The sequence below is a fragment of the Corynebacterium sp. HMSC068H04 genome (assembly GCF_001811255.1).
GTDB lineage: Bacteria > Actinomycetota > Actinomycetes > Mycobacteriales > Mycobacteriaceae > Corynebacterium > Corynebacterium hesseae.
Genome location: NZ_KV803984.1, coordinates 102,398 through 119,541 on the forward strand (window position 1 = coordinate 102,398; position 17,144 = coordinate 119,541).

Genomic DNA, 17,144 nt, shown 5'->3' on the forward strand with positions numbered 1-17,144 from the left:
GAATGAGTCCCCCGCCATAGAGCCCAACCGTGCCACCCCCACCACAAAATTGACCCCACGTCTGAACTAGAGGAAAGTAACTCCCAGACCCACCCGCACCAACCACTCCCCTTCATCCGCGGCGCCGGAACCAACGAGCACCGCATTGGGGAACTGAGGAGGACGCATCCCCGTGGCAGAAACCACCGCCAAGCGCCCCGGCTTGAAACACCGGCACCTGCACTTCATCGCCTTGGGCTCGGCCATCGGCACCGGCCTGTTCTACGGCTCCGCCGGCGCCATCCAAGCCGCCGGCCCCTCGGTCCTCTTGGTCTATCTCCTCGGCGGCGCCGTGGTCTACTTCCTCCTGCGCGCGCTGGGTGAAATGTCCGTGCACCACCCCGTCACCGGCTCCTTCGCCGAATACGCCCGCGCCTTCCTAGGCCCCTGGGCGGGTTATATCACCGGTTGGATGTTCGCCTTCGAGATGGTCATCGTGGCCCTGGCGGATCTCACCGCCATCGGCGTCTACATGCAATTTTGGTTCCCCGGCTCGCCCAAATGGGTCTGGGTTGCGGCCACGCTGCTCCTCGTCGGCGGCGCCAACCTCGCCACGGTTAAGGCCTTCGGCGAGCTGGAATTCGCCTTCACCATCGTCAAGGTCGGCGCCGTCATCGCCATGATCTTAGGCGGCGTGGCCGTGCTCGTCTTCGGCCTCTCCACAGCGGAGACCACCGGCCCGGCCAACCTGGTCAACGATGGCGGCTTCTTCCCCAACGGTATTTCCGGCATGGTCGCTTCCTTCATCCTGGTCCTCTTCGCCTTCGGCGGCACGGAGATCGTCGGCGTCGCCAGCGCGGAGGCCGAGGACCCCGCCAAGTCCGTGCCGAAGGCCGTCAACACCATCCCGGTGCGCATCCTGCTCTTCTATGTCTTGGCTATCCTGGTCATCCTGATGATCAACCCCTGGCGCAGCATCACCGGCGAGGAAAGCCCCTTCGTCCAAATCTTCTCCACCCTCGGCGTCACCTGGGCCGCGGCCGCCCTCAACGTCGTCGTCATCACCGCGGCGGTTTCTGCCATCAACGCCGATCTCTTCGGCGCCGGCAACGTCCTCACCGGCTTGGCACGCCAGAACCTCGCGCCGCAGATCATGGCGAAGAAGACTCGGGGTGTGCCCGTCATGACCATGATCATCCTGCTCATCGTCATGATCATCGGCACCGCGCTCAACGCGCTCATCCCGGAGAATGTCTTCGAAATCATCGCTTCCCTGGCTACCTTCGCCACCATCTACGTGTGGTTGATGATCCTCCTGGCCCACGTGGCCTCCCGCCGCCAGATGCCCACCGAAGAGCGTGCCAGCCTGGAATACACCGTCCCCTTTTGGCCCTGGGGCCAATACTTCTCGATCGTCTTCATCATCTTCACTTTTGGCATCATGGTATGGCAGGAGCAGTACCGCCCGGCACTCGCCACGGGCGTTATCTTCATCCTCCTCATGACGGCCATCTTCTACCTCACCGGCCGCCGCACCGCCGCAGGTACCACGCAAGGAACAGACGCGAAAGGATAACCATGAACACCGTTGATGCCCCCGCCTACTCCCCCGCCCCCGAGTGGTCCGGCCGCTCCGATGGCCCGGGCCCCGAGCATGCGCGGTGGCACAGCGTGGTTCGCCCGCTGGACGTCGCCAAGCCCCAGGCAGAACCCGGCGTCGCACTCCTTGGTTTTGCCTCCGACGAGGGCGTTGAGCGCAACCATGGACGCCCCGGCGCGGCTGCAGGCCCGGCCGCCCTGCGCAGCGCCCTGGGTTCCCTGGCGCTGCACCATACGCACCCGCTTTACGACGCCGGCACGATCACCACTCAAGGCACCGACCTGGAGGGCTCCCACGAGCGCCTCTCCGATGCAGTGGAATCACTCTCGCGCGCCGGGCACCTGCCCATCATCCTCGGCGGCGGCCATGAGACGGCCTTCGGCTCCCACCGCGGCGCCTTCCGCGCCCAGGGCCCACTGCAGATCATCAACCTGGACGCGCATTTCGATCTCCGCACCGCGGACGTGCCCACCTCCGGCACCCCGTTCAAGCAGATTTCTGAGCTGGTCGGCCGCGAAGACTTCGACTATTCCGTCCTGGGAATCTCCCGCCCCAACAACACGCCCGTGCTTTTCGACGAAGCCGCCGCCCTCGGCGTCACCGTCGTCCTCGACGAGGAACTGCTCAGCATGGACCTCGCCCAGGTGCGCGACACCGCCGCGCGCATCTGCGCCGGTACCACACCCATCCACCTCTCCATCGACTTGGACGTTCTGCCCGCCGACCAAGCCCCTGGCGTCTCCGCCCCCGCAGGCCTCGGCGTCCCGGTAAACATCATCCGAGAACTCGCACTCACCATCGCCGCCACGGGACGCCTGGCGCTTGTCGACGTCGTCGAGCTCAACCCCACCTTCGACATCGACGCCCACACCGCCAAGCTGGCCGCGCGGTTGATTGATGACATTGTGACGGCACACTTTTCTGCTGCCACGGACGCGCATTCCTAGATAAGACCGGGGCCAGCCGGCATACTGGTCCCCATGAGTTCACCGATTCGTGTTGTCGGCGCCGTCTTCACAGACGGCAATCGTTTCCTGGCCTGTCGAAAGGCTCCTGGAAAGTCCCTCGCCGGCATGTGGGAGTTTCCGGGCGGCAAGATTGAGTCGGGCGAAACCCCGGAGCAGGCGCTCGCGCGTGAGATCAAGGAAGAGCTTTCCGTAACCGCAACCGTTGGCGACAAGGTCACCTCGACCGTGTATGAGTATGACTTCGCCACCATTGAGCTAACTACATTCCTGTGCCGCATCGAGTCCGGTGAACTAACCCTTAGTGATCACGACGAGACGCGTTGGGTGACCCCTGCCACGGCACGGGAACTCAACTGGGCTCCCGCAGACATTCCCACCGTCAAACTCATTTCTTCGCGCCTATGAGCTCCGAATCCATCCTGCCCTTCGGCATCTACGAAACCCCGGTCACCGCTCGTATTCAGGAGCGAATCGAGGAGACCAAGCGAGCGCGCCCCACGGCTGCTACTGGCATTGCTCACGAGTCCACGAAGGACGTCAATCCGCGCTTCGCCGCGGCAGTGTCCCAGCATTTTGCCAAAGCACTTGAACAAAAACTCACCGAGATGACGAAGGCAGAAGACCGCGTTGCCCTCATCAATGCGCTAGCACAACACCTTGGTGCGGATGAGTCTATCGCCGCAGAACAGCTGCTCTACGCTATCTACAGATCAGAGCTTGAAGAGCCGCCAGAGCTTCCGGAGGTCTCGCTCAACACCAGTGCCTTGTTCACCAATAGCGTGGACGATACAAATATGTCGGTCGAGATCGCCCGTGAGATTAGAACGGCGGATTCCGTCGATCTGCTGTGCGCTTTCATCAAGAGCTCGGGCATTGCGGTCATCAGCGATGAACTGGAATACCTCAGGGATCACCAGATTCCGTTGCGAGTCATTACATCCACTTACTGCGGTGCGACCGAAGCAGCCGCAGTGCGCCGACTCGTGGAAGATTACGGTGCTGAAGTCCGCATTTGCTACGAACACAAGAGCACACGCTTGCATGCCAAAGCCTGGCTCTTTCGGCGAAAATCCGGGTTCGACACTGCGTTTATCGGCAGCTCAAACCTTTCGCGCTCAGCGCTGGTTGATGGTTGGGAATGGAACGTCCGAGGTTCTCGTTCCTCCACGCCGGAGATCATTGAGAAGTTCATCAAGACCTTCGATAGCTATTGGTACGACAATCACTTCAAAACCTTTGATCCGGAGAAGGACTACGCGCGCCTCAAGGAGGCTCTCGGCAGCGCCAAATTCCTCGAATCAAAGCCCGGCGAAAAGCTCGAGCTATCTGGCCTTCGCGTCGAGCCCTACCCCTACCAAGAAGAGATGCTCGAAGCTTTAGAGTCCGAGCGCGAAGTTCACGATCGTCACCGCAACCTCCTCATTGCCGCCACCGGTACAGGCAAGACGGTCGTGGCCGCATTGGACTACCGCCGCCTTTGCGAGAAGCTGGGGCGAAGGCCACGTCTGCTTTTCATTGCCCACCGGCGTGAGATTCTCACCCAGGCCCAGCGGACGTACCGCGAGGTTCTTCGCACTGCCAGCTTTGGCGAGCTCCGCCTCAGCGGTGAGCAACCCGCCCAATGGGACCATGTCTTCGCGAGCATCCAGTCTCTGCATGGCAAGCGCCTGGCCCAGATTGCACCGGACCATTTTGAGGTCGTCGTCATTGATGAGTTCCACCACGCAGAGGCCGCGACGTACCGCGCAGTTCTGGACTACCTGCAACCACGTGAACTCCTTGGCCTCACGGCCACACCGGAGCGCGGTGACGGCGAGAACGTCCAGAAGTATTTCGACTATCGAGTAGCCCATGAGCTTCGCCTCTGGGATGCATTGCGCCTCCAGCTCCTCGCACCGTTGCATTACTACGGAGTCGACGATGCTACTGACCTGACTAGCCTGACCTGGAACCGTGGAAAGAAGGACTACCAAGCTTCGGAGCTGAGCGAGATTTATATCAAGGCCGGAGAAAAGCGCACCAAGTTCATCATCAACGAGCTCAATCATCGCATCTTCGATCTCTCCGAAATGAAGGCCCTTGGCTTCTGCGTGACCATCGCCCACGCCGAATACATGGCGGAGCAATTCAACCTTTTCGGCATCCCTGCCTTAGCGGTCAGCAGCAAGCTCAACGTTGATGAGCGTCGTCGCGCCATTGAGCAGCTTCGCGAAGGCACTATCAAGATCATCTTCGCGGTCGATATTTTCAACGAAGGCGTCGATATCCCAGCGGTCAACACGCTGCTGCTTCTGCGCCCGACGCAAAGCCCGGTGCTCTTCGTCCAACAGCTCGGCCGCGGCCTGCGCCTCAACGAAGGAAAGAACGCCTGCACCGTCTTTGATTTCCTAGGCCTCCAGCACGAGGAATTCGATTTCGAAGAGCGCTTCAAGGTGCTTACCGCCGCTCGCGGAAAGAACCTCGCCAAGGAGGTAGAGCAAGGATTCCCCACTGCCCCGCCTGGCTCCAACATCACCTTGGACCGCGTAACGACCGAGCGCGTTCTAAAGAACATCAAACGCTTGGCCCGGAACACAGTTAAGAAGATACGAGCACTGATTACTGACTACGGCACGACCGATCTCGCAAGCTTCATAAATAGCTCTGGCGTCCCCGTGGAAGACATCTACCGTCGCAAGGGCATTACGTGGACCACGCTGCTTCGCGACGAGAACCTGCTGCCCTCCGGCCCTGCGAGCGAGCACGAAGAGTTTCTACTCAGCCGAATCCGGGTGCTGTTACACATCAACGATCCCAACCGCGTAGCGGCCTACAGTCTCCTGGTTTCTCCGGATGGGCCATATGAAAAGGACATGACTCCCGAGCAAGTCCGGTACGCCACCATGCTTGTGCTGGCTCTGTGGGCGAACTCAAATACGGCAATCCCAGAGACCATTGACCAGGCCCTGAGCATCATCCGCGCCTGCCCTGCCTTCGTCGCCGAAGTAACTCAGGTTATGCGGCTCACACTCGACCGCTCCCGAGTCATCCCAGAGAAATCGACGAATAGTGTCTTGGAAACACACGCGGATTACAGCCTCGCCGAACTCGTCGGCGCTTTGGACGACGGCTCTCTGCGCAAGCTCGCCAACCTCCCACGCGAAGGGGTACGCCGCTTCGATGCCTCTAACACTGATCTTTTCCTGGTTACTTTCCAAAAGGATGAGAACGTTAGTGCTTCGACAAACTACCGCGATTACCCGCTAGCACCGGATCGTTTGCACTGGGAATCCCAATCCACCACATCACTTAAGTCCGCTATGGCCCGCCGCTACATCCACCACCATGAGCTCAACGGCAACATCATCATCGCAACCCGTTTTAATAAGAAGAACAAGGTGGATACGGCTTCGGCATATACCTTCCTAGGAAACGTCGATTACGTCACGCACAGCGGTGAGAAGCCGATCCAGTTCGAATGGAGCCTCCGCCGTGACATGCCCAAGCAGCTTTATGCAGCCGGGCGCACTGTGGCTTAAACCTCACAGTGAGTTAAGCCAGGAAGTTGACGCCGTAACCACCATAAATTAATCTTTTCTTAGCAGATTAAGAAGTAATTAATCTCTGTTGCCTTGGTGCAGAAAAATGGAGGTCGGTTATGGGAGCCGCGAGCGAGCGTAGCCAAAAGCGCTGGAACCGCCCAGATACCGGTTCTGAAACTTCCATGTATGGGTTTACGCGTTTTCGGGAGCGCAGCTTCAAGACGGGCACCACCCCACGCTGGGCTGCATGCAGCAAGAAAGCGCGCCACACGCGCTAAGTAGCATTAACCCCGCCCCAAAACTCCGTCAGCACAACTCCGCTAGCAATTCGCTGTCGGATGATTCTGCTTTCTATCGCCGCGGGTGGTAGCGGCGGCGCAACCCACGCAGAATGATCTTCCGCTCCCCCAAGGTGTCGCGGCCGAATGCCCACGCAACAATGCCGGCCGCAGCCACTACTGCGCAAAACCCGAAAGCTGTCTCAAATCCGTACCTATCCGCCAGCAGCCCGATGAAAATCGGGCCTAAAATCTGCCCGAAGTCACCTGCCATCTGGAACGTCGACAGCACCTGTCCGCCCGAGCGCTGCGAGCCGACGATGTCCGCCACGGCTGCTTGCTGCGACGGAGCGATGAGGCCCGATGCCGCGCCGGACAGGGCGGAGAGGATGAGGAGGGATACGATGTTCGTCGCCAAGCCCAGCGTGCCAACGAACAATGCGGAGCCCACCAGTCCTGCAATGATGAGCGGGCGGCGCCCGACCCGGTCGGACCATGATCCGGAGAACTGCAGGACAATGGCGTTGCCGGCGGCGAAGGCCGCCAGAGCGACGCCCGACGTCGAGGCGCCGTTGGCAAAAATGGCGGCTGCGAACAGAGGGAGGACAGCCACGCGCACGCCCATGTTGATCCAGCCTTGGGCAAAATTCGACGTCAGTACCGCCCGGTAGGCGGTATCCTCCCAGGCTTCCGCCAAGTGCATCGGACGGAGTTGACGCCGGCGTTCATCGGCGCGATTGACCGACGGCATGAGGATCCACACAACCAACGCAGCGATAGCCACACCGGTGCCGTAAATAAAGAAGGGCCACCGGAAGCCCAGGAAGGAAAGGCTCGCACCCACGAGCGGACCAATCACGTTGCCGAGAAGGAAGGATGTGGCGTAGGTGGCCGAACAGCGCCCGCGGATGCTGGGCGGTGCCAGGCGCACGATGAGGCCCATTGCTGCGACAGTAAACATCGTCGAACCAATGCCCGCGATAGCCCGCAAGGCGACGATCTGCCAGTATTCCTGCGCCATCCCCACCAAGCCGGTGGTGAGCGCCACGGTGAACAAACCTGTCACATACACGCGGCGCGTGCCCACGCGGTCAATAAGGAAGCCGGCGGCCGGGGCGAAGACAAGGCGGCTGGCGGAAAAGACGGAGACAACGAGTCCGGCCGCCGCCATCGAGACGTCGAAGCTGACGATGAACTGTGGAAGCAGCGGCGCAATGAGCCCGTACCCCAAGGCGATGATGAACCCGGCGGTGACCATGACCCAAATTTCCCGCGGGATCTTAACCTGCGGAGCTGCAGTATTTTTCATATCGCCATTCACTGTATCCCACCCCGTCAAATCATCGCACACATGTTCGACTCGCCTGTGGGGATGTCCGCTCGGTTTCCTAGTGTGTGGGCCATGAAGAACTACAGCAGCATTCACACGTCCGTTCAGTCCCCGTCCACTCTCAGCACCGGTGAACTCACCGCGGAGATCCTCTACCACCACCACGAAACTCTTCGCTCCATAGAGAGCATCATCCGTCATCCACGCTCGCTTGCGCGGCCGACGCCACAGTGGCGCCCGCCATCAAAGGTATTGCCACCGGTAGAGATATACGGCGGTGAAGCGCTCCCCCTGACACTTACTATTTCGCGCCACCGCGTGGGTGAGCGGGCAAAGGCCCGCGTTCTGGGGTATGGCGAAAAGCGCGTACCTTCCTACCTCGTTACGGTGCGCATTACTGATCCCACTGGCCGCCCCGTCGCCCCCTCACTAGCGGAAGCGTGGGTGCGAGCTCTAGTTCCTGAAGAACTCGTCTCCGCAGTGTATGAGATTTCCAGCAGCAGTGCAGCTACGTTCGTGTGGCTGGTGGATAGCACCTACACACCGGTGCATTCCCCGCTTTCCCTTTTCGAAGGGTTTAGTCAGGCCGCCTAGGACCGGTGGGCCTCATCAGATTGAGATGCTCAGCCGCTAGAAATAGCGCTGGATCCGGTCCAGGAAACCTTTGGGCGGCTCCTCATCAAGAGAAAGTGAGAACCTATCCTCAGTCAGCACGCGATCCAATGCTGGGCGCGTCTCCGGGTAGTCATAAAGGCGGAGGATCGGCTTCGGCGCCAAGCGGATTGCAATGCACACCACAAGCGCCGTAAACGTCTTATCAATGACGTCAGAGCACAGGTTCTGAAGCAGTATGGCGAGGCGTTCATCATGCAGTATGAGCTCCCACAGCGCTATAAGTTCAGCGGGGCCGCGCTGGCCGTAATCGCTGGGAAGTAACCACGTAGAAACGGCGGACAACAATCCTGCGACAATGCCCAGACCGGTACCAGCAAGCATCATGGCCAACATTCGTTTGAACACACCACGGCGCGCAAGCCAGCCAAACAAATAAGCCACCACCACGGCTGTTGGCAAATACGCCAAGAGCGACGGGTTATTGATACTTGCCAGGCAAGCGCTCAAAACTGCGGTGCCCATTCCCAAGACAGGGCCGTAAACGATTGCTACGAAAGCCGTGCCCATCATGTCGAGGTACAAGGGGATGTTGATGTTGAAGATCAACGACGACAAGAGGAGGTTTGCCGCCACTGCAAGCAAAGGGTTGAACAGTGCGTGGTTACCCAAGGATCGCCACTGTGCGGCAATGAAGAGAATTGCGCCGAGCAGACTCAGGCACCACACACTGGTCGAAAGCACGGAGGAAAAGACAAAATCCCGATGGCCAAAGTCCGGATTCAACGACAGCACCCAAGACAAGGCCACACAAACTAGCGCGGAGCCAACACACAGACGCTGGTACAGCGATGCCTTGTCATTCGGCATTTGTCTTGGTTGCTCCTCTTCAACGCCAGGGAAAAGTACGCTCCTACCCTACCCCGGACGCTTTTAGTCGTCGGCGTCGCCTTCCTCGATGTCGGAGTCATCGTCATCATCGTCGTCGAAAAGAACGTCATCCTCGTCCTCATCATCGGCGCCGAAGATGTCATAGACCTCAGGCTCGTCAAAATCGGAGTCATCGATGCTGACCAGCTGGGCTTCCCAGTCCAAGGCCTGATCGGAGACAAGGCTCAGCACGTCAAAGAGACGGTCAAAGTCGGTGTAGGTGCCCAGTTCGAGGGCCTCGGCAGGAACCTCGATGATGGGGGCTAGCGCGCCGTCCATGTCTTCCGCGTCGCCGAAGATGGCAACGCGCTCTTCTTCGCTCAAGTCCTCTGGAGTCTCGATGTCCCAGAGCTTGCTGATTGCCTCATCCTCCAGCTCGTCGAGCTCTTCCTCATCAAAGTCGAAGGAGAGGAAACGCACGACCGCGCTCGGAACACCGTCGATGGTCTCCACCAACACGCGCAGTTCCGAATCGTTGGCTACCTCCGCCACGACGAGGTTCGGGTTGAATTCGTCCTGGACAAACTCCAACTCAGCGATGCGCTCATCGGTACCTTCTAGCAGGTCACGCAGCACCGTCACTACCTGGTCCGTGGCGATGTGACGGGATACGGCCTCAACCGCATCCCCCACAGAGAACGCCACGGACACCAAAACGGCCTCGAAGTCTTCGTCATCCTCGTCCACGTCTGCGGCGGCGATGTATACGTTGGCGGCTGGCAGAAGTGGGTCAATTTCCACAAACTGGATTTCCAAATCGGAGGTGATGGGCACGAACATCACATCGTCATTGACGCGGGACTCAATGCCCTCCCCGTCCAGCGCAGAGGCGATATCTTCAAAAAAGCTCATGTGATAAACATCCATCCATGTGGGAGTCTCACCCAGGCTGCTGCCAAGGCCCCACACATCTTACCTGCGTTTGCCCTCAATAGCTGCCGCCCTCAAGCAGGAATCCCAGTTCCTTCAGAATCTCCGGGCGCCCGGTGCCCCACTCCAACATGTCGTAGGCCTCCCACGCTTGACGACGCCCCTCCATCGGCGCCTCCTCGACGCGCGGCTCCACATCGAAAACCATCGTCGAGCGCTGCGGGGCGCGATATTGCGGCCAGTTCTCTAGAGGTGCGCCGCCCCGAATGAACTCGCCCCACTGCGCCTGCATGGTCTCGGTCATCTCCTCCATCTCAGAGGATTTGGCAATGCTGTTAAGAAAGGAAACGCGCGACGCCCCTGGGTCACCAAAGATATTGGACAGCTCCATCGAGTGCATCGCCCCCAAGCCCAACCAACGCAGTGCTGCTGGGGCGAAGTCGAAGCGGTACATCCACGTCGGATAGCGCCGCGCATGCTCCGAAGCCACGCGGACGGTGGGGGCCCAGAAGAGGGCGTCGGTAAGCAAGTCCCCGAAGTCGCGGCGCGAGACCGCACCGCCGTATGCCGCGACGACATCCGGGGCGCTCTCCGGATCGAAGGAAGCTAGCAGGCGCAGCGCTGCGCGCTCACGCGCACTCTGACGTTGGTAGAGGAACTTGCCAAAACTAGCTTCACCGGAATTAGTTCCTACAAGTAACGGCACGGGGTGCTGGTTGCCGGCCTCAAAAGCCTCAATGGGGTGCTGTGGGATGAGGTCGCCGTCGACAGTCGGCGCATAACAGGAATTCAGATACAGTAACTCCCCCGCGCGCCACATCATGGACTGACCGGAGCGCACCACGTCCGCGAAGTCCTCGCGGCGTAAATCATCCGCGGTGGTATCACGCGGCAAGGCCATCTTGTGGACCAGCTCGCGGGCCCAAAAGACTGACTGCGCACGCGAATGGATCATGCCGATAGGTGGTGATTGAGCAATCGCCCGGTGGAAAAGCCCCTCGGCGCGTGGCACCGCCATCAACGTCAGGACCGCCGCGCCGCCGGCGGATTCCCCCATGAGCGTGACGTTGTCTGGGTCCCCGCCGAAAGCCGCGATATTGTCCCGCACCCACTCCAGCGCTAAAACCTGATCCGCCACGGCCGGGTTGGCACAGGCCTCCCCGCCAAGACTGCGGACGTCAAGGTAGCCCAAGGCGCCCAAGCGGAAGTTCACCGAAACATAGACCACGCCCATCTGCGCCGCGAATTCGAAACCGCGCAGCATCAACATGTGGGAGGAGCCCACGATGAAGCTGCCGCCGTGCAGATACACCACGACGGGCAGCTTCTCCCCTGCCTGAGAACCCGACGGCGCATCGGGCCCACCCGCATGGTGCGGGCGGACGACATCGAGGGTCAGGCAGTCCTCCGCGCCTTCAATGCGGTCGGTCCAGGAATAGACCGGCTGCGGGGCAACGTGGCCAAACTCGCGGCAATCCCGGATCCCTTCCCAAGCCGGGGCCGGGCGCGGCTCCATGAAACGGTTCGCGCCTGACGTATCCGCGCCGAAGGGAATCCCGCGCCACGATCGCACGGGCGCGCTCAGTGGACGGTCCGTGCGCAATTCCTCTTCGATGCAGCCGCGTACCCAGCCGCCGCTGGTGAGGACCGTGAGATCGTCGGCAAGCGCGGTGCGTGCTGCCTCGTGGGCGGCGCGGGCACGGGCGCGGAGGGAATCTGCAAGCAAGCGCGCCGCGGCCGCGCTGACCTCACGCGGAGGGGAAGGCTCAAACTCGCTCATGTCTCATACCCTAGTGTGCTAGCTTGCCGACGCGCTCAATAAAGCTTTTTCGATACGGTGGTAAACATACAGTTCAGATTCAAAATCAGCATTAGCAAAGAATTAAGGTGAGACAATGCTCGACAAGGTCTTTGACAAAAAGAACAAAACTGTTAGCCGCCGGGATTCATCTAAAGAGGGGGCCAGCACTTCCGAGACCGTAGGCACCTTGGAGGTTGATGAGTCCAACCGCATTACCCAAGGTTTCTTAGGAGCCATCGACAAGATCGTCTCGGTACAGTCTTCCGTCATCATCAGCTACGTCGAAGGTCTAAAGAAGCGCAACTCCGACGCCAGCCCGGCTCAGCTCCAAGCACTCATTGACAAGCACTTCATGAACATCATCACCGGCACGGGTGCCGCCGCCGGTGCCTCCGCTGCTATCCCCGGTATCGGCCTCGTCACCGGCGCAGCCACCGTTGGCGCTGAATCCCTGGTCTTCCTCGAAGCAGCCGCGTGGTACATCCTCGCCTCGGCGCACCTGCGCGGTGACGACATCCGCGATAAGGAGCGCCGCCGCGCACTCGTGTTGGTGGTGCTCACCGGCTCCCAGGGCAGCGCCTTGGTCGATACCTTTGTGGGCGATGTGACCTCACTGTCCGGTGTAACCTCCGCGGCTACTCTCTCGCGCTTCTCCGGCCCTACCCTCAGCGGCCTCAACGGCCGCCTGACCAAGCTGTTTATGAAGCAGGCCACCAAGAAACTGAAGTGGGCGTGGGTGTCTAAGCTGCTGCCGATGGGTGTAGGCGCGGTGTTGGGAACAACCGCCAACCGCAAATTGGGCCGCCAAGTTATTGACCATGCCAACACCCAACTCTCCCCCCTGCAGGGGGAGTAAAGGCCGCGAAACGCGCCCAGGATAGTGGCCAAACTTACAGGGCCCGTATCATAAAGGAAGACACTTTTCGGGGTGCCTTTCGCACCCGTGGATTGGCCTACTAGAGTCGAATAAAGACAAACTTAGAAGCACAGAAAGAGGCGAGCATCTGCCGTGAGCAACTCGAGCATCTATGGCCCGAATGCGTGGCTGATTGACGAACAGTTTCAGCAGTACTCAAAGGACCCGAACTCCGTAGACAAGGAGTGGCGCGAGTACTTTGAGGCCAACGGGGCACCGAAGTCGGCCGCACAGTCCAAGGCTGCGGACGCTCCGGCCACCACCCCCGCACAGAAGAAGGGCACAGCACCAGCTGCAGAGAAGTCCCCTGCAGCTCCGGGCACCAAGGCACCGAGCGACTCTAAGGCTTCCGCCGCGGCCGCTAAGTCCGCAAAGAAGGCTGAAAAGAAGTCCGAGTCCCCGCTGGATCGCATCAAGGATGCACCGGAGCCGGGCTCCCGCGTGCTCAAGGGCATGTTCAAGGCAATCGCCAAGAACATGGACGAGTCCCTGGAGATCCCCACCGCCACCACCGTGCGCGACATCCCGGTCAAGCTCATGTGGGAAAACCGCGCGATGATCAACGATCACCTCAAGCGCACCCGCGGCGGCAAGATCTCCTTCACCCACATCCTGGGCTACGCCATGGTCAAGGCAGTTCAGATCCACCCGGACATGAACGTGCGCTACGAAATCCAGGACGGCAAGCCCACCGTGGTTCAGCCGGAGCACGTCAACCTGGGCCTGGCCATCGACCTCCCGCAGAAGGATGGTTCCCGCGCCCTCGTCGTGGCTGCCATCAAGGAGGCAGAGAACAAGACCTTCTCCGAGTTCATCGATGCCTACCAGGACATCGTTGACCGCTCCCGCAAGAACAAGCTGACGATGGATGACTTCTCCGGCGTCACCATCAACCTGACCAACCCGGGCGGCATTGGCACCCGTCACTCCATCGCCCGCCTGACCAAGGGTTCCGGCGCCATCATCGGTGTCGGCTCCATGGACTACCCGGCTGAATTCGCCGGCACCTCCGCAGACCGCCTGGCTGATTTGGGCGTTGGCCGCCTGGTTACCCTCACCTCCACCTATGATCACCGCGTTATCCAGGGCGCTGAGTCTGGTGAGTTCCTGCGCACCATCGGCCAGCTTATTCTGGACGACGCCTTCTGGGACGAGCTCTTCGAGTCCATGGGCGTTCCCTACCAGCCCTTCCGCTGGGCTGCCGACGTCCCCAACACGGGCGTCGACAAGAACACGCGCGTCATGCAGTACATCGAGGCCTACCGCTCCCGCGGCCACCTGCTGGCTGACATCAACCCGCTGGGCTGGAAGCAGCCGGGCCTGCCTTGGCCGGATCACCGCGACCTGGACCTGGCTACCCATGGACTGACCATCTGGGATCTGGACCGCACCTTCAACGTCGGTGGTTTCGGCGGCAAGGAGACCATGACTCTGCGTGAGGTGGTTACCCGCCTGCGCTCCGCTTACACCCTCAAGGTTGGCTCCGAGTACGCCCACATCCTCGACCGCGATGAGCGCGGCTGGCTGCAGGAGCAGATTGAGGCCGGCATGCCGAAGCCGACCAACTCTGAGCAGAAGTACATCCTGCAGAAGGTCAACGCGGCTGAAGCCTTCGAGAACTTCCTGCAGACCAAGTACGTAGGCCAGAAGCGCTTCTCCTTGGAGGGCGCTGAGTCCCTCATCGCCCTGCTGGACTCCATCGTGGACACCGCCGCTGGCCAGGACCTCGACGAGGTCGTCATCGGTATGCCGCACCGCGGCCGCCTCAACGTTCTCTTCAACATCGTGGGCAAGCCGCTGGCAGATATCTTCGGTGAGTTCGACGGCAACTACAAGGGCGGCCAGCTCGGCGGCTCGGGTGACGTGAAGTACCACTTGGGTGCTGAGGGCGAGCACCTGCAGATGTTTGGTGACGGCGAAATCAAGGTCACCCTGGCCGCTAACCCGTCTCACCTCGAGGCCGTTGACCCGGTCATGGAAGGTATCGCACGCGCTAAGCAAGACATCCTGGACAAGGGCGCGGAGGGCCACACGGTCGTGCCGATCATGCTCCACGGCGATGCTTCCTTCACCGGCCTGGGCGTGGTCCAGGAAACCATCAACCTGTCCAAGCTGCGCGGCTACACCACCGGCGGTACCGTCCACGTGGTCGTCAACAACCAGGTTGGCTTCACCACTACCCCGGATTCCGGACGCTCCACGCACTACGCCACCGACCTGGCCAAGGGCTTCGACTGCCCGGTCTTCCACGTCAACGGCGACAACCCCGAGGCAGTTGTCTGGGTGGGCAAGCTGGCCACCGAGTACCGCCGCCGCTTCGGCAAGGACGTCTTCATTGACCTCGTCTGCTACCGCCTGCGCGGCCACAACGAGGCCGATGACCCGTCGATGACCCAGCCGCTGCTCTACGACATCATCGATGACCACAAGTCCGTCCGTGAGCGCTACACCGAGGAGCTCATCGGCCGCGGCGACCTCTCCGATGAAGAGGCAGAGGCAGCTGCACGCGACTTCCACGATCAGATGGAGTCCGTCTTCACCGAGCACAAGAAGGCGCAAGAGGCTGGTCCGAAGGAGCAGACCGGTATTACCTCCTCCCAGGAGCTGACTCGCGGTCTGGATACCTCCATCACTGCCGAGGAACTCGCCGAGATCGGCGATGCCTACGGCACCCCGCCAGAGGACTTCGAGTACCACAAGCGTGTTCGCAAGGTTGCCAAGGACCGCCAGAAGACCTCCCGCGAAGGCGGCATCGACTGGGGTTGGGGCGAGCTCATCGCCTTTGGCTCCCTGGCCAACTCCGGCAAGGTCGTGCGCCTGGCCGGTGAGGATTCCCGCCGCGGTACCTTCACCCAGCGCCATGCAGTGGCCTTCGACCCGCACACGGGTATGGAATACAACCCGGTTGCACACCTGGCTGAGGCCAAGGGCAATGGCGGTAAGTTCATGGTCTACAACTCCGCGCTAACCGAGTACGCCGGCATGGGCTTCGAGTACGGCTACACCGTGGGTAACCCGGATGCTGTAGTGGCCTGGGAGGCACAGTTCGGTGACTTCGCCAACGGTGCTCAGACCATCATCGATGAGTACATCTCCTCCGGTGAGGCCAAGTGGGGCCAGCTGTCCAGCCTGATCCTGCTGCTGCCCCACGGCTACGAGGGCCAGGGCCCGGACCACTCCTCGGCCCGCATCGAGCGCTACCTCCAGCTGTGCGCTGAGGGCTCCATGACTGTGGCACAGCCGTCCACCCCGGCTAACCACTTCCACCTGCTGCGCCGCCAGGCACTTGGTGAGATGAAGCGCCCGCTCGTGGTCTTCACCCCGAAGTCTATGCTGCGCAACAAGGCTGCAACCTCCTCCGTGGAGGACTTCACTGAGGTCAAGAAGTTCCAGTCCGTCATCAACGACCCGAACTTCGTTGACATCAACGGCAAGAAGGTCGGCGATACGGACAAGGTCAAGACCATCATGCTGGTCTCCGGCAAGCTCTACTGGGAGCTGGCAAAGAAGAAGGAGGCCGACGGCCGCGACGATATCGCTATCATCCGCGTGGAGATGCTCCACCCGATTCCGTTCAACCGTCTGCGTGAGGCTTTCGAGGCTTACCCGAACGCAACGCAGATTCGCTTCGTGCAGGACGAGCCGGCGAACCAAGGTCCGTGGCCGTTCTACAACGAGCACCTGCGTGAGCTCATCCCGGATATGCCGGAGATGGTCCGCGTCTCCCGCCGCTCGCAGTCCTCGACTGCTACTGGTAACGCGAAGGTTCACCAGATTGAGCAGAAGAACCTGCTAGAGGAAGCCTTCGACGTCTAAAGGCGCTTAAGCCCCAGCGGCTGTCCCCAAGCACAGCGACGCTAGCAAGGCCCCGGCCACCACGAACTCACAACGAGTGCGGTGGCCGGGGCTTCTTCTTGCCCGCAGGGAACCCAACAGCTGCGCCGCACACGCCTACGTCTCCCCCGCCCACCCTTCGCGCTCACAGGGGGACATCAATCAGCGACCACTAGTGCTCCCGGTGAGCGCGAAGGGTGACGCACACAAGAGTCCTAAGGCCCCGGCGGTTCTCAGCGTTTCGGCCGACAGGACAGCGGGCCCTCAATCTTGCTCAGTTCCGGTCGAGGGGCGCAACACCACGAAAGCTGACAAACCTTGCTCAATGCCAGCATCGAACTTCGAAGGCGTATCTGGACCTCGCAGTGCGATTGCGTAAAAAGAAACGCCCGAGCTTTTGCTCGGGCGTTTGCTCGTGGTTCACTCAACCACTGCCTTGGGGGCTGGCCAAGCCCCCTAAGGAAACCTAGGTCTGTTATGTCCATAGGGTTTTTGGACATGGAGT

At 60.8% G+C, this 17,144-nt stretch carries 11 protein-coding genes; 7 read left to right on the plus strand and 4 right to left on the minus strand.

The window, feature by feature from the left end:
* The first annotated feature begins 172 nt into the window (after positions 1-172).
* The 4 genes from HMPREF2792_RS04660 to HMPREF2792_RS04675 are packed head-to-tail and all read left to right on the plus strand — an operon-like array spanning position 173 to position 6,065.
* Positions 173-1,555 (plus strand): amino acid permease, encoded by a 1,383-nt coding sequence (locus HMPREF2792_RS04660; protein ID WP_070531231.1) that lies wholly within the window; start codon positions 173-175, stop codon positions 1,553-1,555.
* Positions 1,556-1,557: 2 nt separating this feature from the next.
* On the plus strand, positions 1,558-2,526 hold the full coding sequence (gene hutG, locus HMPREF2792_RS04665) for a formimidoylglutamase (protein ID WP_070531235.1): 969 nt from the start codon (positions 1,558-1,560) through the stop codon (positions 2,524-2,526).
* A 33-nt stretch (positions 2,527-2,559) separates the two neighbouring features.
* Positions 2,560-2,952 (plus strand): (deoxy)nucleoside triphosphate pyrophosphohydrolase, encoded by a 393-nt coding sequence (locus tag HMPREF2792_RS04670; protein ID WP_070531237.1) that lies wholly within the window; start codon positions 2,560-2,562, stop codon positions 2,950-2,952.
* A complete protein-coding gene (locus tag HMPREF2792_RS04675; RefSeq protein ID WP_070531239.1) occupies positions 2,949-6,065 on the plus strand; it encodes a DUF3427 domain-containing protein in 3,117 nt (1,038 codons plus the stop codon). The genes HMPREF2792_RS04670 and HMPREF2792_RS04675 overlap by 4 nt, the downstream gene beginning before the upstream one ends.
* Before the next feature lie 354 nt (positions 6,066-6,419).
* Here HMPREF2792_RS04675 and HMPREF2792_RS04680 read toward each other — a convergent pair whose 3' ends face one another.
* Positions 6,420-7,655: an MFS transporter gene (locus HMPREF2792_RS04680; RefSeq protein WP_070531242.1), complete on the minus strand. Its 1,236-nt coding sequence runs from the start codon at positions 7,653-7,655 to the stop codon at positions 6,420-6,422.
* Positions 7,656-7,748: 93 nt separating this feature from the next.
* On the opposite strand from HMPREF2792_RS04680, the gene HMPREF2792_RS04685 reads away from it, so the two are divergent.
* A complete protein-coding gene (locus HMPREF2792_RS04685) occupies positions 7,749-8,270 on the plus strand; it encodes a hypothetical protein (protein WP_232748461.1) in 522 nt (173 codons plus the stop codon).
* Positions 8,271-8,306: 36 nt separating this feature from the next.
* On the opposite strand, the gene HMPREF2792_RS04690 is transcribed toward HMPREF2792_RS04685, so the two are convergent.
* The 3 genes from HMPREF2792_RS04690 to HMPREF2792_RS04700 form a co-directional block, all read right to left on the minus strand.
* Positions 8,307-9,158, minus strand: a complete 852-nt coding sequence (locus HMPREF2792_RS04690; protein ID WP_070531244.1) for a hypothetical protein — start codon at positions 9,156-9,158, stop codon at positions 8,307-8,309.
* A gap of 63 nt (positions 9,159-9,221) precedes the next feature.
* Positions 9,222-10,070 (minus strand): DNA primase, encoded by an 849-nt coding sequence (locus HMPREF2792_RS04695; protein WP_070531247.1) that lies wholly within the window; start codon positions 10,068-10,070, stop codon positions 9,222-9,224.
* A 76-nt stretch (positions 10,071-10,146) separates the two neighbouring features.
* The gene (locus tag HMPREF2792_RS04700) at positions 10,147-11,868 is read right to left on the minus strand and encodes a carboxylesterase/lipase family protein (protein ID WP_070531251.1); all 1,722 of its coding nucleotides are present in this window, start codon (positions 11,866-11,868) and stop codon (positions 10,147-10,149) included.
* 115 nt (positions 11,869-11,983) lie between these two features.
* On the opposite strand from HMPREF2792_RS04700, the gene HMPREF2792_RS04705 reads away from it, so the two are divergent.
* Together HMPREF2792_RS04705 and HMPREF2792_RS04710 are read left to right on the plus strand one after the other, a co-directional pair.
* Positions 11,984-12,745, plus strand: a complete 762-nt coding sequence (locus HMPREF2792_RS04705; RefSeq protein WP_070531255.1) for a hypothetical protein — start codon at positions 11,984-11,986, stop codon at positions 12,743-12,745.
* Positions 12,746-12,898: 153 nt separating this feature from the next.
* Positions 12,899-16,621: a multifunctional oxoglutarate decarboxylase/oxoglutarate dehydrogenase thiamine pyrophosphate-binding subunit/dihydrolipoyllysine-residue succinyltransferase subunit gene (locus tag HMPREF2792_RS04710; RefSeq protein ID WP_070531258.1), complete on the plus strand. Its 3,723-nt coding sequence runs from the start codon at positions 12,899-12,901 to the stop codon at positions 16,619-16,621.
* The last annotated feature ends 523 nt before the right edge of the window (positions 16,622-17,144 follow it).